Source organism: Pseudonocardia cypriaca, from assembly GCF_006717045.1.
In the GTDB taxonomy this organism is placed as follows: Bacteria; Actinomycetota; Actinomycetes; order Mycobacteriales; family Pseudonocardiaceae; genus Pseudonocardia; species Pseudonocardia cypriaca.
Window position 1 is genome coordinate 2,744,990 of the sequence record NZ_VFPH01000002.1, and the last position, 16,333, is coordinate 2,761,322.

Consider the following 16,333-nt stretch of genomic DNA (forward strand, 5'->3'; position numbering starts at 1 on the left):
TTCCACATTGCGAAAGTCTGATTCCGTCAGGAGTATGGTTCCGGTCACTGCGAGCGTCAACCCGTCGGGAGGTCCGCGTGCACATCACCGGAGGGCGTCACTTCCTGCAGATCCCCGGGCCGACGAACGTGCCGGACCGGGTGCTGCGGGCGATGGCCGCGCCGACGATCGACCACCGCGGGCCCGAGTTCGCCGAGCTGACGAAGGCCGTGCTGGCCGCGCTCGGCCCGGTGTTCGGCACCGGCGGTCCCGTCGTGATCTACCCGTCGTCCGGCACGGGCGCGTGGGAGGCGGCGCTGGTCAACACGCTGAGCCCGGGTGACCGCGTGCTGATGAGCGAGACCGGGCACTTCTCGACGCTCTGGTCGGAGCTCGCGGGCCGGCTCGGGCTGCAGGTCGAGGTGATCCCCGGCGACTGGCGCCACGGCGCCGACCCGGCGGAGATCGCGAGCCGGCTCGCCGCCGACGAGCGGCAGGAGATCAAGGCCGTCTGCGTGGTGCACAACGAGACGTCCACCGGCGTCACCAGCCGGATCCCGGACGTGCGTGCGGCGCTCGACGCGGTCGGCCACCCGGCCCTGCTGCTCGTCGACACCATCTCCTCGCTCGCGTCGATCGACTACCGGCACGACGAGTGGGGCGTGGACGTCACGGTCGCCGGGTCGCAGAAGGGCCTGATGCTGCCGCCCGGCCTCGGGTTCAACGCGATCAGCGAGAAGGCGCTCGCGGCGAGCCGGGCGGCCGCGATGCCGCGCTCGTACTGGGACTGGGGGCCGATCATCGCGGCCAACCAGCGCGGCTTCTTCCCCTACACCCCGGGCACCAACCTGCTCTACGGCCTGCGCGAGGCGTGCGCGATGCTCGCCGAGGAGGGGCTGCCCGACGTCTTCGCGCGGCACCAGCGGCACGCCGCGGCCACCAGGGCCGCCGTGCGCGCGTGGGGCCTCGAGGTGCTGTGCGCCGACGAGCGCGAGCACTCCGGCTCGCTCACCGCAGTGCTGCTGCCCGACGGGCACGACGCCGACGAGGTGCGGCGGGTGATCCTGGACAGGTACGACATGTCCCTCGGCGCGGGGCTCGGCAGGCTCGCGGGAAAGATCTTCCGCATCGGCCACCTCGGCCATTTCAACGACCTCACGCTCATCGGCACCCTCGGTGGGGTACAGATGGGTCTGCAGCTCGCCGGTGTGCCGATCAAGCCGGGAGGTGTGGAAGCGGCAGTCGAACACCTGCGGGAGGCAGCACGATGACCGAGCTCCAGCAGGCGCTCGACCGCGAGCTCGACGGCGAGGTGCTGTTCGACGACTACACCCGCCACCTCTTCTCGCGCGACGCGAGCATGTACGCGATCACGCCGATCGGGGTGGTCGCGCCGCGGCACGCGGGCGACGTCGTCACGGCCGTGCGGATCGCACGCGAGCACGGGGTGCCCGTGCTGCCGCGTGGCGGCGGCACGAGCCTCGCCGGGCAGACCGTCGGCGAGGCGCTCGTGCTCGACTTCTCGCGGCACATGAGCGCGATCGTCGAGCTCGATCCGGAGGCGCGCACCGCGCGCGTGCAGCCCGGTGTGGTGCAGGACCAGCTCAACCGCGCCGCAGCTGCGCACGGGCTGATGTTCGGGCCCGACACCTCGACGTCCAACCGGGCCACGATCGGCGGGATGATCGGCAACAACTCCGCAGGCAGCGGGTCCGTGCGGTACGGGATGACGATCGACCACGTCCGCTCGCTCGACGTGGTGCTCTCCGACGCCTCGACTGCCCGGTTCGGGCCGGTCGACGAGGCCGAGCGCGCCCGCCGCGCGGCGGGCGACACCCTCGAGGCCCGGCTGTACCGGGAGCTGCCCGCACTCGTCGACGCGCACCGGGACGCGATCGCCACCGGGTTCCCGAAGTTCTGGCGGCGCGCCGGGGGCTACCGGCTGGACCGGCTCGCAGAGCCGATCGACGGAGCCCCGTTCGACCTCGCCCGGTTCGTCGTCGGCTCGGAGGGCACGCTCGTCGTCGCCACCGAGGCCGAGGTGGGGCTGGTGCCCAAGCCGAGCCGCACCGTGATCGCCGTCGGGCACTTCCGCTCCACCCAGGCCGCGATCAACGCCACCGAGGACGCGCTGGCGTGCGAGCCCGCGGCCGTCGAGCTGCTGGACCGCACGATCCTGGACCTGTCCAGGTCGAAGCTCGAGTACGCCGCGCTGGGCTCGATCCTGCACGACGACCCGGACGCGCTGCTGTTCGTCTCGTTCACCGGCGACGACGCCGACGAGCTCTCCGCGCAGCTGAACAGGCTCGACGCGTTGTGGAAGCGCCACGGCCACGGCTACCACACCCTCCTCGCCGAGACGGCCGCCCAGCAGGCCGCGCTGCTCAAGGTCCGCAAGGCGGGGCTCGGGCTGCTGATGGCGGCGAGCAGCGGCGCCAACCGGCCCGTGGCGTTCGTCGAGGACACGGCCGTCGGCCCGGACCGGCTCGCCGAGTACAGCGAGCGGTTCGCGAAGGTGCTCGAGCGGAACGGCATGCGGGCCGGGTTCTACGGCCACGCGTCGGTGGGCTGCCTGCACGTGCGGCCGTTCGTCGACCTCTCCCGGCCGGAGGAAGTCGCGAAGATGCGGGCTGTTGCCGAGGAGGTCCGGGACCTGGTCGCCGAGTTCGGCGGCGCCAACTCCTCCGAGCACGGCGACGGCCTGGCCCGCAGCGAGTTCAACCGGCACCTGTTCGGCGACGAGCTGTACGAGGCCATGCGCCGGGTCAAGGGGATCTTCGACCCGGAGGGCCGGATGAACCCCGGCAAGATCGTCGACGCCCCGTCGATGACCGACAACCTGCGCGAGCCCGCGCTGCCGCCCGCCGGGCCGCTGACGACCATGCTGGACTTCACCGTCGTGGCAGGCGGGCAGCACGGGATGCGCGGCGCCGCCGACCGCTGCATGAACATCGGGCTGTGCCGCAAGGACGACGTCGGCGTGATGTGCCCGTCGTACATGGCCACCCACCGCGAGGAGGACGCCACCCGCGGTCGGGCGAACGCGCTGGTGAAGGCCCTGTCCGAGCCCGACCCGTCAACCGCGCTCGGCGACGAGCGGCTGCACGAGGTGCTCGACCTGTGCCTGATGTGCAAGGCCTGCAAGAGCGAGTGCCCGCTCTCGGTGGACATGGCCACCCTCAAAGCCGAGGCCCTGCACCACAAGCACGAGACGAAGGGCATCCCCCTGCGCTCACGGGTGTTCGCGGGGATCCGAGGCCTCAACCGCCTCGGCGCGGCGAGCGCCCCGATGGCGAACCTGCCCAACCGCGTCCCCGCGCTCCGAAAGCTGATGGCCAGGGCGATCGGAATCGCACCGGAACGCCCGCTCCCGGTCTTCGCCCAGGAAACGCTGCTGACCTGGTTCCACGGGAGGGGACGTCAGCAAAGCCACTTTCATGACGCCACGCGTCAGCAAAGCCACTTTGCTGACACCGGGAGCCGGGGGCCGCTCACCTTCCTCGGCGACTCCTTCACCTCCTTCACCGAGCCCGCCATCGGCATCGCGGCCATCGAGCTGCTGGAGCGCGCCGGATGGGACGTTCGGCTGGAGTCGAACGGCTGCTGCGGGCGGGCCGCGTTCTCCAAGGGGATGCTCGACCAGGCCAAGCGGCAGGCGTCGGGCCTGGTCGACGCGCTCGCCGGCACGGAGGGCCCGATCGCGGGCGTCGAACCGTCCTGCGTGCTGACCCTCGGCGACGAGCACCGCGCCCTGCTCGGCGCCGACGACCCCCGCGTCACCGACGTGGCAGGCCGGGCCCGGCTCGTCGACGAACTGCTGGTCGAGGCCATCGACGACGGCGCCCTGCGGCTGCGCGACGACGCGTGGCCCGCGGGCAAGCGGATCCTCTACCACGGGCACTGCCACCAGAAGGCCGAGGTCGGCACCGCCGCCACGGTGGCGCTGCTCTCCCGGATCCCGGGTGCCGTGGTCGTCGAGGTCGACGCCGGGTGCTGCGGGATGGCCGGCTCGTTCGGGTTCGAGGCCGAGCACTACGAGGTGTCGATGAAGGTGGGCGAGGACCGCCTCTTCCCCGCCGTACGCGCCGAGCCAGAGGGCACCGTCATCGCCGCAACGGGCGTCTCCTGCCGCCAGCAGATCGCCCACGGCACCACCCGCCGCGCCCACCACCCCGTCGAGCTGATCCGCGCCGCACTGGCCTGACGGCCCTACCGGCTCTCGAAGAGCACCTCGGGGAACCGTTCCGACGGGCCGTCGAGCAGCGGGGCCCACCGCCCCTCCAGGTGCTCTCGCAGGTCTCGCCCGTGACGGACCGAGGCGCGGATCGCCGACGCCCGGCGCCGGGTGGCCCAGGCCCCGGGAGGTTCAGGAGCGGAACGCGTCCAGGGCCGGCTCGACCTCGCCCACCGGCTCGCCGTGGCCCAGCACCGCGACCCGGCCGACGGCGCCGAGCCCGGGCACGCCGAGCGTCTCCAGCAGCCCGGTGACAACCGGCGGAAGCGGACGCGGTGAGCCGTCCGCGATCTTCACGGCGAGGGCGGAGCCGTCGGGCAGTGCCGCGGCGAACACGCCCTCCGCGCCGTCCTTGGCGACGAGGCCCGGCACGGCCTCGATCAGCCTCGTGGGGAACCGGCCGGTGCCGCCGAGCCACCACGGGTGCGCGCGCACGGCCGCAGCGACGCGGTGCTCGGGCGTTCCCACCGGGGCGGTGGCGATCCGCGCGAACGCGCGGGCCAGGCCGGCGGGTGTGCACGAGAAGAGCGGGGCACCGCAGCCGTCGACGGTGACGTGCAGGGGGTCGCCGTCTCCGGTCAGCTCCGCGATCGTGGCGCGGATCGCGCGCTGCAGGGGGTGGTCGGGGGCCCGGTAGCCGGCTCGGTCCCACCCGGCGGCCACGCACGTGGCGAGCATCGCGGAGTGCTTGCCCGAGCAGTTCTGCGTGAGCGGCGTTGGCTTGTTCCCGGCGACCACCCACGCGGTCGCAGCGTCGGTGTCGAGCGGGAGGGCCGGGGTGTTCTGCAGGTCGGCCTCGTCGAGGCCCGCTCCGGCGAGGATGCGGCGCACGCCAGCCAGGTGGTCCGGCTCGCCGGAGTGGCTGGCGCAGGCGAGGGCGAGCAGCTCGCCGTCGAGGTCGAGTCCGCAGCGCAGCATCGCGACCGCCTGCACGAGCTTGAGCGACGAGCGCGCGAAGAACGTGACGTCCGGGTCGCCGTATCCCGCCCGCACCGACCCGTCGGGCGCGAGCACGACCACGTGACCCCGGTGCACGGACTCCACCACCCCGCCGCGCACGACACGCGCCACGACCTGCGCCCGCTCCCCGATCACACGTGCACGCTACGTCGCCACCGGCTCCCGCTCCCGCTCCTGTGCGGCAGGCAACGCGGTCAGGCGCTGCGCGAGCCCCCTGCCCGCTCCCCCACCTCCCGCACGAACGCGCCGGCCTGCTGCAGCGCCTCCGCCGCCTCGGGCAGGAACGACCAGAACATCTGGAACTGGTGCGTCTCGGCGGGGTAGAGCTCCAGACGGGCGTCGACGCCGTGCTCGCGAGCGCGCTCGACGAGCCGCCGCGCCTCGGTGCGGGCCTTGTCCCCCGTGGCCGCCTGCACGAGGAGGGGCGGTAGCCCGCGGAGGTCGGCGAGCAGCGGGCTGACCAGCGGGTCGTCCACCGGGTGGCCGTCGAGGTAGAGCTCGCGGCTGCGGCGCACGTGCCCGACGAGCTCCGCATCCGCCACCGGGTCGAGGTGGGCACCGGTGAGGTCGAGGCCGGGGCAGAGCAGCACGGCACCGCCCGGCATCGGCAGGCCCTCCGCGACGAGGCTGAGCAGCAGCGACAGCACGAGCGCCCCGCCGGTGGAGTCGCCCACCACCACGACCCGGTCCGGGGACGGCGCCCGCTCGACGATCCACGCGTACGCGCGCAGGGCGTCCTGAACGGCGGCGGGGAAGGGGTGCTCCGGCGCGAGGCGGTAGTCGGGCAGCACCGCGCCGGTGCCCGCGGCGAGCGCGAACGCCCCGACGAGCGGGCGGTAGCCGAACGCGGACCCGAGGATGTAGCCGCCGCCGTGCAGGTAGAGCACGGTCGTCTCCTGCTCCGGCGATCCGGTGAGCACCAGCGACGGCACGCCGCCCGCGTTGGCCGGCCGGACGAGCACCTCGGCGGGCACCGCGAACTGCGCGTGCATCGCCTCGACGGCGTCCCGCAGCTCCTGCAGACCCGCGTCGACGCCGAGCGCCTCGCGCAGCTCGTCCCAGTGCCGGGTGGCGCGGCCGATCAGCTCGCCGCCGACGGCGCGCGTGGCGGCCACCGCGTCGTCGAGGCGCTCGAGCAGGTCGACCGCGCGGGGCAGGAGCGCCTCCCCGGCCAGGGTGAGCTCCACGCGGTGGGTCGACCGGCGCAGCAGCTCGGCGCCCAGCAACCGCTTTAGGGCCCGGATCTGGCGGCTCAGCGCGGGCTGCGAGAGGTATAGCCGGGCCGCGGCCCGCCCGAAGTTCAGCTCCTCGGCGACCGCGACGAACGCCCGCAGGTGGCGCAGCTCGACGGCGTCGGGTGCTTGTGGGAGCGCGAGCAGGCGCCCAGGGGACGACTCGTCCATGGGGCGATTCTCGCCGGTGATCGCGTCCCGTGGTGATGCGTTCCGGACACGACGGTCATGCGCACTCGGCCTTTCCCCCGGCGCCGTCCCCGGTGCGAGCGTCTTCCACATGGCACTCGAGTTCCACGGCACCGCCCGGCTCGCCCTCCGGGGCGCGACGGGCCGGCTGTGGTCGGACCTGCACCAGCCCGGCGGCCCGTCCCGGACGCCGCTGCTGGTGTTCTTCCCGGACGTGCTGCGGCCGGTCGTCGACCCGGCCGCGCTCGGCCGTGCCGGGTTGACGGTCCTCGTGCCCCGTCCCGGCGGCGTGGCCGACGCGATCACCGTCGTCGAGTGGGCGGCCGAGCACGCCGCCGAGCTCGACGCCGACCCGGCGCGCCTGCTCGTCGGCGGCGAGCGCTCGGGGGCAGCGCTCGCCGCCGCCGTGGCCCGGCACGCCCGTCACCAGGGATGGCCGCCGCTGCAGCTCTTCGTGCTGCCGGCACAACCGAACCGAGAGGAACCACGATGACCAGGTCGACCGCACTCCTCGCGATCATGTGCACCGTCGCGGGCGCAGTCGCCGCAGGCTGTGCCACCCCCGCCGCGGACGCGACCCCCGAGCCGGGTCGCTACGCCACGGTCAACGGGCTCGAGATGTACTACGAGGTGCACGGCCCGGAGTCCGGCCGCCCGCTGGTGCTGCTGCACGGCGCCTTCTCCGGCATCGACGTCGACTTCGCAGGCCTGCTCCCCGAGCTCGCCCGGAACCGGCGGGTGATCGCCGTCGAGCAGCAGGCACACGGCCACACCGCCGACATCGACCGTCCGCTGCGCGTCGAGCACATGGCGGACGACACCGCCGCGCTGCTGGACCAGCTGGGGGTGGCCGAGGCCGACGTGCTCGGCTACAGCATGGGCGCCGGCGTCGCCCTCGAGATGGGCCTGCAACGGCCGGAGCTGGTGCACAAGCTGGTGCTCGTCTCGCCCAGCTACGACAACAACTCGACGCACGCAGGCCTGATGGAGGGCCTCCAGGACTTCCGGGCCGAGATGCTGCACGGCACCCCGTTCCACGACTACTACCTGCGTGCCGCACCCCGGCCCGACGACTTCCCGATCCTGGTCGAGAAGAAGAAGGAGATGGACCGGCACTACCCGAACCACTCGCCCAGCGCCGTGCAGGGCCTGGCCGCACCCGTCCTGCTGGTGGCCGGCGACTCCGACATCATCCGCAACGACTACCTCGTGGGGTTCTTCGGGCTGCTCGGCGGCAACGTCGTCGGCGACGCGGTCGGCCTGCCGGCGTCGCGGCTCGCGATCCTGCCGGGCACCACGCACCTCACCGTGCCCCACAGCCCGGAGCTGCGCACGATCGTCCCGGCGTTCCTCGACGCGCCGGCAGCGACGTAGCGGAACGCCCCGATCGCCCCCGCCCGAACCCACCGGGCGGGGGCGCGGGGCGTTCGCCGCAGACCCGATCCGAGCTCGGGCTCGTACCCTGAGGGCGGTAGGGCAAGGCACTCCCGCCGACGGAGTCGCCGCGCCCGCGCGCCGGATACCGTCGCCCTCATGCGAACCGGCGAGCGTCCGAGCTGGTGGGCGGGGGTCGTGCCCACCGTGGTTGTGCCGGTCGCCGTCGCCGTGTTCACCGTCGTCGGCACCGGGTTCGCCCAACGGTTCGGCACCGGGCTCCGCCTGCTCGACCCGCTGGGCGGGATCCTGCTGCTCGCCGGGCCCGCGGCGCTCGTCGCGCGCCGGTGGAACCCACCCGTGGTGCTCGCAGGCGTCGCGGGCGCGCTGCTGGCCTACCTCGCGGCCGGCTACCCGTTCGGGCCGGTGCCGCTCGCGACGTTCGTGGCGCTCGGCACCACGGTCGGGCAGGGGTATCGGCGCGCGGGGTACGCGCTCGCGGCCGTGACGTTCGCCGGGGTGCTCGCAGTGCACGTGCTGCGCTACCCCGACCTCGGGTTCCCGCTGGCGGGGGCGTCGGCGTGGCTCGCGTGGATCGCCGCGTACGTGGCGGCCGTGGAGCTGTGGCGGGCCCGGCGGGAGCGGCGCGAGCAGGCCAAGGCCGCGGCGGACGAGGCCCGGCGGCGCCAGGGGAGCGAGGAACGGCTGCGCATCGCGCGCGACCTGCACGACGTGCTCGGCCACCACATCTCGCTCATCAACGTGCAGGCCGGGGTCGCGCTCTACCTGATGGACGACGACCCGGAGCAGGCCCGCTCCGCGCTCACCGCCATCAAGCAGTCCAGCCGCGACCTCCTGCGCGAGATGCGCTCGACGCTCGGCGTGCTGCGCGGCGTGGACGAGGAGCCACCGCAGCACCCGGTGACCGGTCTCGCCCGGCTGGACGAGCTCGTGGAGGCCACCCGTGCGGCCGGGCTGCCGGTCACCGTCGAGGTCGGCGGCGAGCCGCGCGAGCTGCCGCCGAGCGTCGACACGGCGGCGTACCGGATCATCCAGGAGGCGCTCACCAACACCCGCAAGCACGCCGGCCCCGCGCGGGCGTCGGTGCTGCTCACCTACACCGAGGACGGGATCACGATGCGGATCGACGACGACGGCACCGGCCCGGCGGGGAAGACCGACGGCGGTGACGGGCTCCCGGGGATGCGTGAGCGCGCGGCCGCCCTCGGTGGCACGCTCACGGCGGGACCGCGTCCCGGCGGCGGGTTCCGCGTGGAGGCGCACCTGCTCACGGCGGGAGACCGCTCGTGATCGGCGTGCTGCTGGTGGACGACCAGGCGCTCGTGCGCGCCGGGTTCCGCGCGCTGCTCTCCGTCCAGCCGGACATCGAGGTCGTCGGCGAGGCCGAGGACGGCGCCGCCGCCGTCACCATGGCGCGCGACACCAAGCCGGACGTCGTGCTGATGGACATCCGCATGCCAGGCCGCAACGGCCTGGACGCCACCAAGGACATCGTGGCCGACCCGCGGCTCGCGGGCGTCAAGGTCATCGTGCTCACCACGTTCGCCGAGGACGCGTACGTCTTCGACGCCATCCGCAACGGCGCGAGCGGCTTCCTGGTGAAGGACATCGAGCCGGTGGAGCTCGTGCACGCGATCCGCGTGGTGCACGGCGGCGACGCGCTGCTCTCCCCCGGCGTCACGCGGCGGCTGATCGAGGAGTTCGCCGCACGGGCGAAGCCGCCGCAGCCCGCGAAGCAGATCACCGCGCTGCTCGACCAGCTCACCGACCGCGAGCGCGAGGTCGTGGCCCTGGTGGCCGCAGGCCTGTCGAACGACGAGATCGCCGAGCGGCTCGTCGTGAGCCCGGCGACGGCGAAGACGCACGTCAGCCGGGCCATGATCAAGCTGGCGGCCCGCGACCGCGCGCAGGTGGTGGTGCTCGCCTACGAGAGCGGGCTGGTGCGTCCCGGCTGGACCGGCTAGCACCCCGACGCCGTCACGGCTGCTGGGCGACCGGCCTCAGGCCGGACTTCCCGCTCCCCAGTAGAACGGTCCGGCCGTCGTGGGCCGGACCTGCACCCGCCACCCCATCCGGGTCAGCCGCTCCTCGAGCTCGTCCGCCCGGTGGGGCACCTTCACGGCTCGGTGAGCGGACCCGTCGGTCAAGCGCCGGAGGATCGTCGAGGACGACTCGCCTTCGATGAGCTCCTCGGGCGTGCGGTACGCGTCGTCGACGAAGAACACCCGCCCACCCGGTTCCAGGCACTCCCCGATCTTCGACCAGAACGACGCGAACCGCTCCAGCGGCACGTGCGAGAGCCAGAAGCCGAAGAAGACCACGTCGTAGCGGTGGTCCGGCTCCCAGTCGAAGATGTTCGCCCGGACGAACCGCACGCGTTCGCCGTGGCGCGCCGCTGCGATCGCGAGCATCTCGGGTGACGCATCGACGGCCGAGACGTCAGTGGCGTGGCGGAGGAGCTGCCCGGTCCAGACGCCGGGGCCACACGCGAGCTCGAGAACGCGGCCGGTCGGCCGGAAGGCGTCGAGCGCCGCCCTCAGCTCGTCGCCGCCGTCGAACGGCAGTGCGCCGCTCTCGTACTCGGGCGCGACAGCACGGTAGTAGGCGACCTGCTCGGCGAGGAGCTGCTCGAGGTCGCTCATGGTCCCGATCGTCGCGCAGGCGCCGGCGGGCCGGCAACCACCGGGACGGTTGACGACCGCGGCCGGGCACTAGATCGTGTTCGCAGCACACGAGGAGGTGGCGCGGTGGATCCCGAGTCGAAGGTCGCTGCCGCGGAGGCGGGCTCCCGACCCGACCAGCTGCGCCGGGTCGCGCTCGCGAGCGCGGTCGGCACGACGATCGAGTGGTACGACTACTTCATCTACTCCACCGCGGCCGCGCTGGTGTTCGCCTCCCAGTTCTTCCCCAGGTTCGATCCCGCGACGGGCACGCTGGCGTCGTTCGCGACGCTCGGCGTCGGGTTCCTCGCCCGCCCCGTCGGCGGTGTCCTCTGGGGTCACTTCGGGGATCGCGTGGGCCGCAAGGCGATGCTCATCGCGTCGCTGCTGCTGATGGGCTTCGCGACGGTCGGGGTCGGCCTGCTGCCCACCTACGACCAGATCGGCCTGCTCGCCCCGGTGCTGCTGGTGGTGCTGCGGCTGCTGCAGGGCCTGTCCGCGGGCGGCGAGTGGGGCGGTGCCGCGCTGATGGCGGTCGAGCACGCTCCCGAGGGGCAGCGGGGCAAGTACGGCTCGTACTCGCAGATCGGGGTGCCCGCCGGGCTGATCCTCGCCCAGCTGGTGTTCGTCGCGGTCGGAACGCTCAGCGACGAGCAGTTCGCGAGCTGGGGCTGGCGGCTGCCGTTCCTGTTCAGCATCGTGCTCGTCGGCGTCGGGCTGTTCATCCGCCTGCGCGTCGAGGAGAGCCCGGTGTTCGCGGCGTTGCGCGCCGAGAACGTCCGGGCCAAGGTCCCGATGATCGACGTGGTGCGGGAACGGCCCCGCGAGCTGCTGGTGGCATCGGTCAGCTTCATCGCCAACACCGCGATCGGCTACGTCTTCCTCGCCTACCTGCTCTCCTACGGGACATCGGTCCTGAAGGTCGACCGCACCACGATGCTGGTGGTCGTGATCATCGGCAGTGTGTCGTGGCTGATCAGCATCGTGGTGGCGGCCCGGTGGTCGGACCGGGTCGGGCGCAAGCCGGTGTACCTGGTCGGGTCGGTGCTGCTCGTCGTGTGGCCGGTGCCGTTCTTCCTGCTGATCGACACGACTTCGCCTGCCCTGATGATCCTCGCCGTGATCGTCCTGACGATCGGGCTCGGCGCCTCGTACGGCCCGCAGTCGGCGCTCTTCGCCGAGATGTTCGAGGCGCGGTTCCGCTACAGCGGCGCCTCGTTCTCCTACGCCGTCGGCGCGGTGCTCGGTGGCGGTTTCGCACCACTGATCGCCGTCTGGCTGCAGAGCTCGACGGGCACCTCGCTGTCGGTGTCGGCCTACATGGTGGTCGTCGCGCTGATCAGCTTGGTCGCCGTCATCGGCATTCGGGAGACGCGACCGGCGCGGTGACGGTCTTGCGGTCCCGCGACGCCGTGGCCAGCACGGAGCCGGCGAGGATCAGCGCGAACGCCACCACGATCGACGCGGTGAGCGGCTCGCCGAGCACCAGGACACCCGCGGTGACGGCCACGGCCGGGTTCACGTACGTGAACACGAGCGCCCGTGACGGCCCGACCTCGCGGATGAGCGCGAAGAACACGATGAACGCGAGCGCCGTGCAGATGACGGCGAGGCCGGCGAGGGCGGCGAGCACCCGGCCGTCGGGCAGGGTCTGCGGCCAGGTGAGCGCGGCGGGCGCGGCGTAGACGAGCGCCGCGCCCCCGAGGCACACGGCCGTCATCGGGAGAGCGGGCACGTCGGACAGCCGCCGCGCGGCGATGAGCGGCGCCGTCGCGTAGCAGACCGCGACCAGCAGCACCTCGACGATCGCCCACGGGCTGCCCTCGCCCAGCGCGGGGCCCGCGAGCACGAGGACGCCCGCGATGCCCACGCCGAGCCCGGCCAGCCGCGTGGCGCCGAGCCGCTCCGTGTCGCCGGCGAGCCGGCCGATCAGCACCGCGAGGATCGGCGAGGCCGCGATCAACAGCCCGGTCATCGAGCTGGTGATGTGCCGCTCGGCGTCGGACAGCAGGCCCCACGGCACCATGATCTCGATCACCGCGAACGCGAGGAGCGGTCGCCAGCGCTCCCGCAGCCACGTCGGCCGGCCCGCGCGGAACGCCAGCGGCAGGAGGACAGCGGCCCCGACCGCCGTCCGCGCGAACACCAGCACCGGTACGGAGACGCCCTCCACCGCGATCTTGATCATCAGGTACGGGATCCCCCACAGGACACCCATCAAGCCGAACAGCACCCACCCGCGACCGCTCACCGGCCGGCACCTCCGATCGAACCCCCCCCACAAGCTGCCGCGGAGCACGGTACGGCCCGCGGGCGCCTGCGGATAAGAGCCAAGACCACCGCCGTTCGCGGAGAGCGTCGACTTCCCGCGACCCGGCCGTCGATACCGCCCTACCCGGTGACCCGATCTCACGGGGCGCGACGGCTGCCCCCGCCCTCGATCACACGTCCGGTGCGCCTCGGCGGGCGACCGTTTCCGCCCGTCCCATCGCGCCGAAACCGGAACCGTCCCGCCGAGAAACAGGGAGGAACGATCATGGCGATCACCATCGACGACCCGGCCCGGCTAGAGGGCACTCAGGTCCGGAGCGACGACGGCGGCAAGCTCGGGAGCGTGGAGGCGGTCTACTACGACCGCGAGACCGACAGCCCGGAATGGGTGTCGGTGCGCAGCGGGCTCTTCGGCACGCACGTGTCGATCGTGCCGCTGCAGCGCGCCGCTTTCGACGGCCGCGAGCTGCGCGTGCCGTACGACAAGGACGCGCTCCGCTCGGCGCCGCACCACGACCCAGGCCACGAACTGAGCCCGCAGGACGAGGAGGACCTGTTCCGCCACTACGGCATGGCCTACGACGGCAGAGGGCGCGACGGCGACGGCCGCACGCACGACGGCGACGCGATGACCCGCTCCGAGGAGCGGCTGCGCGTCGGCACCGAGACCCACGAGACCGGACGCGCCCGCCTGCGCAAACGGGTGGTGACCGAGCACCAGCAGGTCAGCGTGCCCGTCGCGCGCGAGGAGCTGCGCGTCGAGCGCGAGCCGATCACCGGTGCCAACCGGGACGACGCGTACTCCGGTCCGGAGATCTCCGAGTCCGAGCACGAGGTGACGCTGCACGAGGAACGCCCGGTGGTGCACACCGAGACGGTGCCGACCGAGCGCGTGCGGCTGACCACCGAGACCAAGCGCGACACCGAGCAGGTGGGCCGCGACGTCCGCCACGAGGAGATCGAGCTCGACGAGGACGGCCACGACCGCAGGTGATCCGTCCCGCTGCCCCGCCCGCACCCCGCGGGCGGGGCAGCGCCGTCACGGCGCGATGGTGTCCCTCCCGAGGAAGGCGCCGTCCGGGAAGCCAGCCACGGCGATCTCGTGGAAGCCCAACCGGTCGTAGAAGGCCCGTGCCTTCGTGTTGTGCGGGTCCATCTGCAGGTGCACCCGGGGGACGCCCTGCTCGCCGAGAGCGCGCAGGAACGCCGTCATCAGACCCCTGCCGTGGCCTGCGCCCTGGTACGCCGGCAGCAGATCGATGTGCAGGTGGGCGGGGTGGTCGGCCACCTCGTCCACCTGCATCCGCTCCGGGTTGTGCAGCAGGCCGACCAGCCAGTCGTGCTGGGTGGTCTGCTGCTCCGGCAGCGGGTAGCGCTCGACGAGCGGGGGCAGCCACTCCTCGCGGAACCACTTCACGAACGCTTGCGTGTCGGCCGTCCCGAGCACGTACCCGACCGCGCGGCCGCCGTCGTCCAGCACGAACGCCAGCTCCGGCTCGTGATCGACGTAGGGCAGCGCGAAGATGCTCGGCAGCAGGTCGGGGTCGGGCCACCTCTCGCGGGAGTCGCCCCCCGCATCACCGGTGAGCACGCAGATCTCGGCGACCGCGGCGCGATCCTCTGGCCGGTAAGGACGGATCATGGGCACTGCGCAACGGTAGCCCGCCCACAACCACGGGTCGGCTGACGACACCGTCGAGGCCCAGACCCTCGACGAGGCACGAGCAGCCGAGTCTTCTCATCAGCTCGAGCCGGTCAGCCGAACCCAGCTGCCGTGGTCGACGAGCCGTAGAACCGACGAGTAGCCCGCCTGCTCGAAGGCCTCCGCGATGTCCGTCCCGGTCTCGGAGAAGTGGGCCCACCCGTCGTAGTGGGCGGGCACGACGATCGGCGTGTTCAGGATCGCCGCGGCAGCGGCAGCGCGTACCGCATCCAGGGTGAGCGGACGCCCACCGAACTTCGCCGCCACGCGGGCCGCGCCGGCGAAGAGCACGGCTGCATCGATGCGCGGGTATCTGCGCGCCACCTCGGCGACGACCCGGATCGAAGCGTTGTCGCCGCTCACGTAGACCGTGGGCAGTTCGGGGCCGGAGACGAGGAACCCGGTCACCTCGCAGTTGACGTTGCCGTTCTCGTCGCGGGGCGCGTCTTCCGGGCCGTGGACCGCGGGTACGGCCGTGATCGTGACGTCCCCCCGGTCGCCTGCGCTCACCGTGTGCGAGGTCCACGGGCGCAGTCCGATGGCCCGTTGGCCCAGCTCGGTCGCGGCGGACGGGCACGTGAGCACCAACGGTGCGGCGACGGCGAACGCCCGGCCGCGGTCGTCGAGGTTGTCGGGGTGGGCGGCGTGGCTGACCAGTACCACGTCGACCGGTCCGAGCGCCTCCTCATCGACGGCGGGCCCGGCGGTCTTGGTCAGATAACCGTGGGGACCCGGGGCGTCGAAGGTCGGGTCGACAACGATGCGAAGGCCACCGAGGTCGAGCACCGTCGTCGGCCCGCCCAGCACCGTCGCTGCACATTCCTGTCGTGTCAGCACCGCGTGATCGTCCCCTCTCCGGGCTGAGTCGGCATCAGGCCGGGGTGGTGAAGTGATGGGCCTCCTCCACGATCGCCTCGGCGAGCCTGCCGACCGCCGCTCGGGAGGAGGTCGGGACCCGGCCGCCTCTCGCGCGAGTCGCCGCTCGCATCACCGGTGAGCACGCAGACCTCGGCGACCGCGGCGCGATCCTGGGACGGATCAGGGGCGCGGCGCAACCGCAGCCGGCCCCGGACACGAGGAGTGACGAGGCTTCGACACTTCGGATTGGCAAGATCACGTCGATTCTTGGCCACATTCCTGCTCGACCACCGATGACCGCGTGAAATACAGTCCGCTCTCGCATTGATCTTGTAAAAGGTCAAGGCCGCAAAAGGCAGAAATTAGTGGCTGCGTCGGGACCGACGTCGCACTCGCCGAGGTGGAAGTGGGAGCAACGTGGTGTTCTCGATCGCAGACAGGTCGGCCGTACGACGGACGTTGGCGACCTTGGCGTCATCGGTCGTACTCTTCACGGGGTTGATGACCGGTACCGCAGCAGCGGCCGGGCCACAAGGCCAAGCCGAGGTGGAGCCGATGGTTCCCTGCGGCGGCGGGCAATGCATGGCCATGTACAGCCACACGAACTACCGGGGCATCAAGTTCAACCTCGCCGATTCGAGTGCCAACGGCTGCGTCTATCAAACCTTCCTCAATCAGCCGGTGACGTCGTACGACAATCGCGACTCACGATTGGAAGGGTACCTCTACGCCGGCACCAAATGCGACGGGACCCGCGTCGCGACCGTGCGCAAGGGCAGCCGCAACCCGAACATCGGTGGCATCGCGTTGAGCTTCAGGATCACCTGCATCTCGTGCCGAGAAGAGGGCTGAC

15 protein-coding genes are annotated in these 16,333 nt (G+C 72.6%); 9 read left to right on the plus strand and 6 right to left on the minus strand.

What is annotated here, in order from left to right; genetic code table 11:
* The first annotated feature begins 77 nt into the window (after window positions 1-77).
* Both FB388_RS30795 and FB388_RS30800 read left to right on the plus strand, forming a co-directional pair.
* Window positions 78-1,250, plus strand: coding sequence for a pyridoxal-phosphate-dependent aminotransferase family protein (locus tag FB388_RS30795; RefSeq protein ID WP_142105686.1), 1,173 nt, complete (start codon window positions 78-80; stop codon window positions 1,248-1,250).
* The gene (locus FB388_RS30800; protein ID WP_142105687.1) at window positions 1,247-4,183 is read left to right on the plus strand and encodes an FAD-binding and (Fe-S)-binding domain-containing protein; all 2,937 of its coding nucleotides are present in this window, start codon (window positions 1,247-1,249) and stop codon (window positions 4,181-4,183) included. Before FB388_RS30795 ends, FB388_RS30800 begins: the two co-directional genes overlap by 4 nt.
* Window positions 4,184-4,345: 162 nt before the next feature.
* Here the strand turns inward: FB388_RS30800 and FB388_RS30805 are convergent, their stop codons facing one another.
* Together FB388_RS30805 and FB388_RS30810 are read right to left on the minus strand one after the other, a co-directional pair.
* Window positions 4,346-5,308 carry an asparaginase gene (locus FB388_RS30805; RefSeq protein WP_246122535.1) on the minus strand — a complete coding sequence of 321 codons (963 nt, stop codon included), beginning with the start codon at window positions 5,306-5,308 and terminating at the stop codon, window positions 4,346-4,348.
* Window positions 5,309-5,367: 59 nt separating this feature from the next.
* Complete coding sequence (locus FB388_RS30810; RefSeq protein WP_142105689.1) at window positions 5,368-6,576, minus strand: alpha/beta hydrolase fold domain-containing protein; 1,209 nt, start codon at window positions 6,574-6,576, stop codon at window positions 5,368-5,370.
* Between the two features lie 109 nt (window positions 6,577-6,685).
* Between FB388_RS30810 and FB388_RS30815 the strand changes: the two genes are divergently transcribed.
* The 4 genes from FB388_RS30815 to FB388_RS30830 all read left to right on the plus strand — a co-directional run bounded on the left by FB388_RS30815 (window position 6,686) and on the right by FB388_RS30830 (window position 9,953).
* The gene (locus tag FB388_RS30815) at window positions 6,686-7,087 is read left to right on the plus strand and encodes an alpha/beta hydrolase fold domain-containing protein (protein ID WP_246122536.1); all 402 of its coding nucleotides are present in this window, start codon (window positions 6,686-6,688) and stop codon (window positions 7,085-7,087) included.
* Complete coding sequence (locus tag FB388_RS30820; protein WP_142105693.1) at window positions 7,084-7,968, plus strand: alpha/beta fold hydrolase; 885 nt, start codon at window positions 7,084-7,086, stop codon at window positions 7,966-7,968. Before FB388_RS30815 ends, FB388_RS30820 begins: the two co-directional genes overlap by 4 nt.
* A 159-nt stretch (window positions 7,969-8,127) precedes the next feature.
* On the plus strand, window positions 8,128-9,279 hold the full coding sequence (locus tag FB388_RS30825) for a sensor histidine kinase (protein WP_142105695.1): 1,152 nt from the start codon (window positions 8,128-8,130) through the stop codon (window positions 9,277-9,279).
* On the plus strand, window positions 9,276-9,953 hold the full coding sequence (locus tag FB388_RS30830) for a response regulator transcription factor (protein ID WP_142105697.1): 678 nt from the start codon (window positions 9,276-9,278) through the stop codon (window positions 9,951-9,953). The genes FB388_RS30825 and FB388_RS30830 overlap by 4 nt, the downstream gene beginning before the upstream one ends.
* A gap of 36 nt (window positions 9,954-9,989) precedes the next feature.
* Here the strand turns inward: FB388_RS30830 and FB388_RS30835 are convergent, their stop codons facing one another.
* Window positions 9,990-10,631, minus strand: a complete 642-nt coding sequence (locus FB388_RS30835) for a class I SAM-dependent methyltransferase (protein ID WP_142105699.1) — start codon at window positions 10,629-10,631, stop codon at window positions 9,990-9,992.
* A 105-nt stretch (window positions 10,632-10,736) separates the two neighbouring features.
* On the opposite strand from FB388_RS30835, the gene FB388_RS30840 reads away from it, so the two are divergent.
* The gene (locus tag FB388_RS30840) at window positions 10,737-12,038 is read left to right on the plus strand and encodes an MFS transporter (protein WP_142105700.1); all 1,302 of its coding nucleotides are present in this window, start codon (window positions 10,737-10,739) and stop codon (window positions 12,036-12,038) included.
* Here FB388_RS30840 and FB388_RS30845 read toward each other — a convergent pair.
* Window positions 12,004-12,900: a DMT family transporter gene (locus FB388_RS30845; RefSeq protein ID WP_142105702.1), complete on the minus strand. Its 897-nt coding sequence runs from the start codon at window positions 12,898-12,900 to the stop codon at window positions 12,004-12,006. The two genes, FB388_RS30840 and FB388_RS30845, sit on opposite strands and share 35 nt — an antisense overlap.
* Window positions 12,901-13,185: 285 nt before the next feature.
* On the opposite strand from FB388_RS30845, the gene FB388_RS30850 reads away from it, so the two are divergent.
* A complete protein-coding gene (locus FB388_RS30850) occupies window positions 13,186-13,914 on the plus strand; it encodes a DUF2382 domain-containing protein (RefSeq protein WP_142105704.1) in 729 nt (242 codons plus the stop codon).
* A gap of 45 nt (window positions 13,915-13,959) precedes the next feature.
* Here FB388_RS30850 and FB388_RS30855 read toward each other — a convergent pair whose 3' ends face one another.
* Window positions 13,960-14,562 carry a GNAT family N-acetyltransferase gene (locus FB388_RS30855; RefSeq protein ID WP_142106417.1) on the minus strand — a complete coding sequence of 201 codons (603 nt, stop codon included), beginning with the start codon at window positions 14,560-14,562 and terminating at the stop codon, window positions 13,960-13,962.
* A gap of 99 nt (window positions 14,563-14,661) precedes the next feature.
* Window positions 14,662-15,459: an MBL fold metallo-hydrolase gene (locus tag FB388_RS30860; RefSeq protein ID WP_246122537.1), complete on the minus strand. Its 798-nt coding sequence runs from the start codon at window positions 15,457-15,459 to the stop codon at window positions 14,662-14,664.
* 438 nt (window positions 15,460-15,897) lie between these two features.
* On the opposite strand from FB388_RS30860, the gene FB388_RS30865 reads away from it, so the two are divergent.
* Complete coding sequence (locus FB388_RS30865) at window positions 15,898-16,332, plus strand: hypothetical protein (protein ID WP_142105706.1); 435 nt, start codon at window positions 15,898-15,900, stop codon at window positions 16,330-16,332.
* Window position 16,333: the final 1 nt, after the last annotated feature.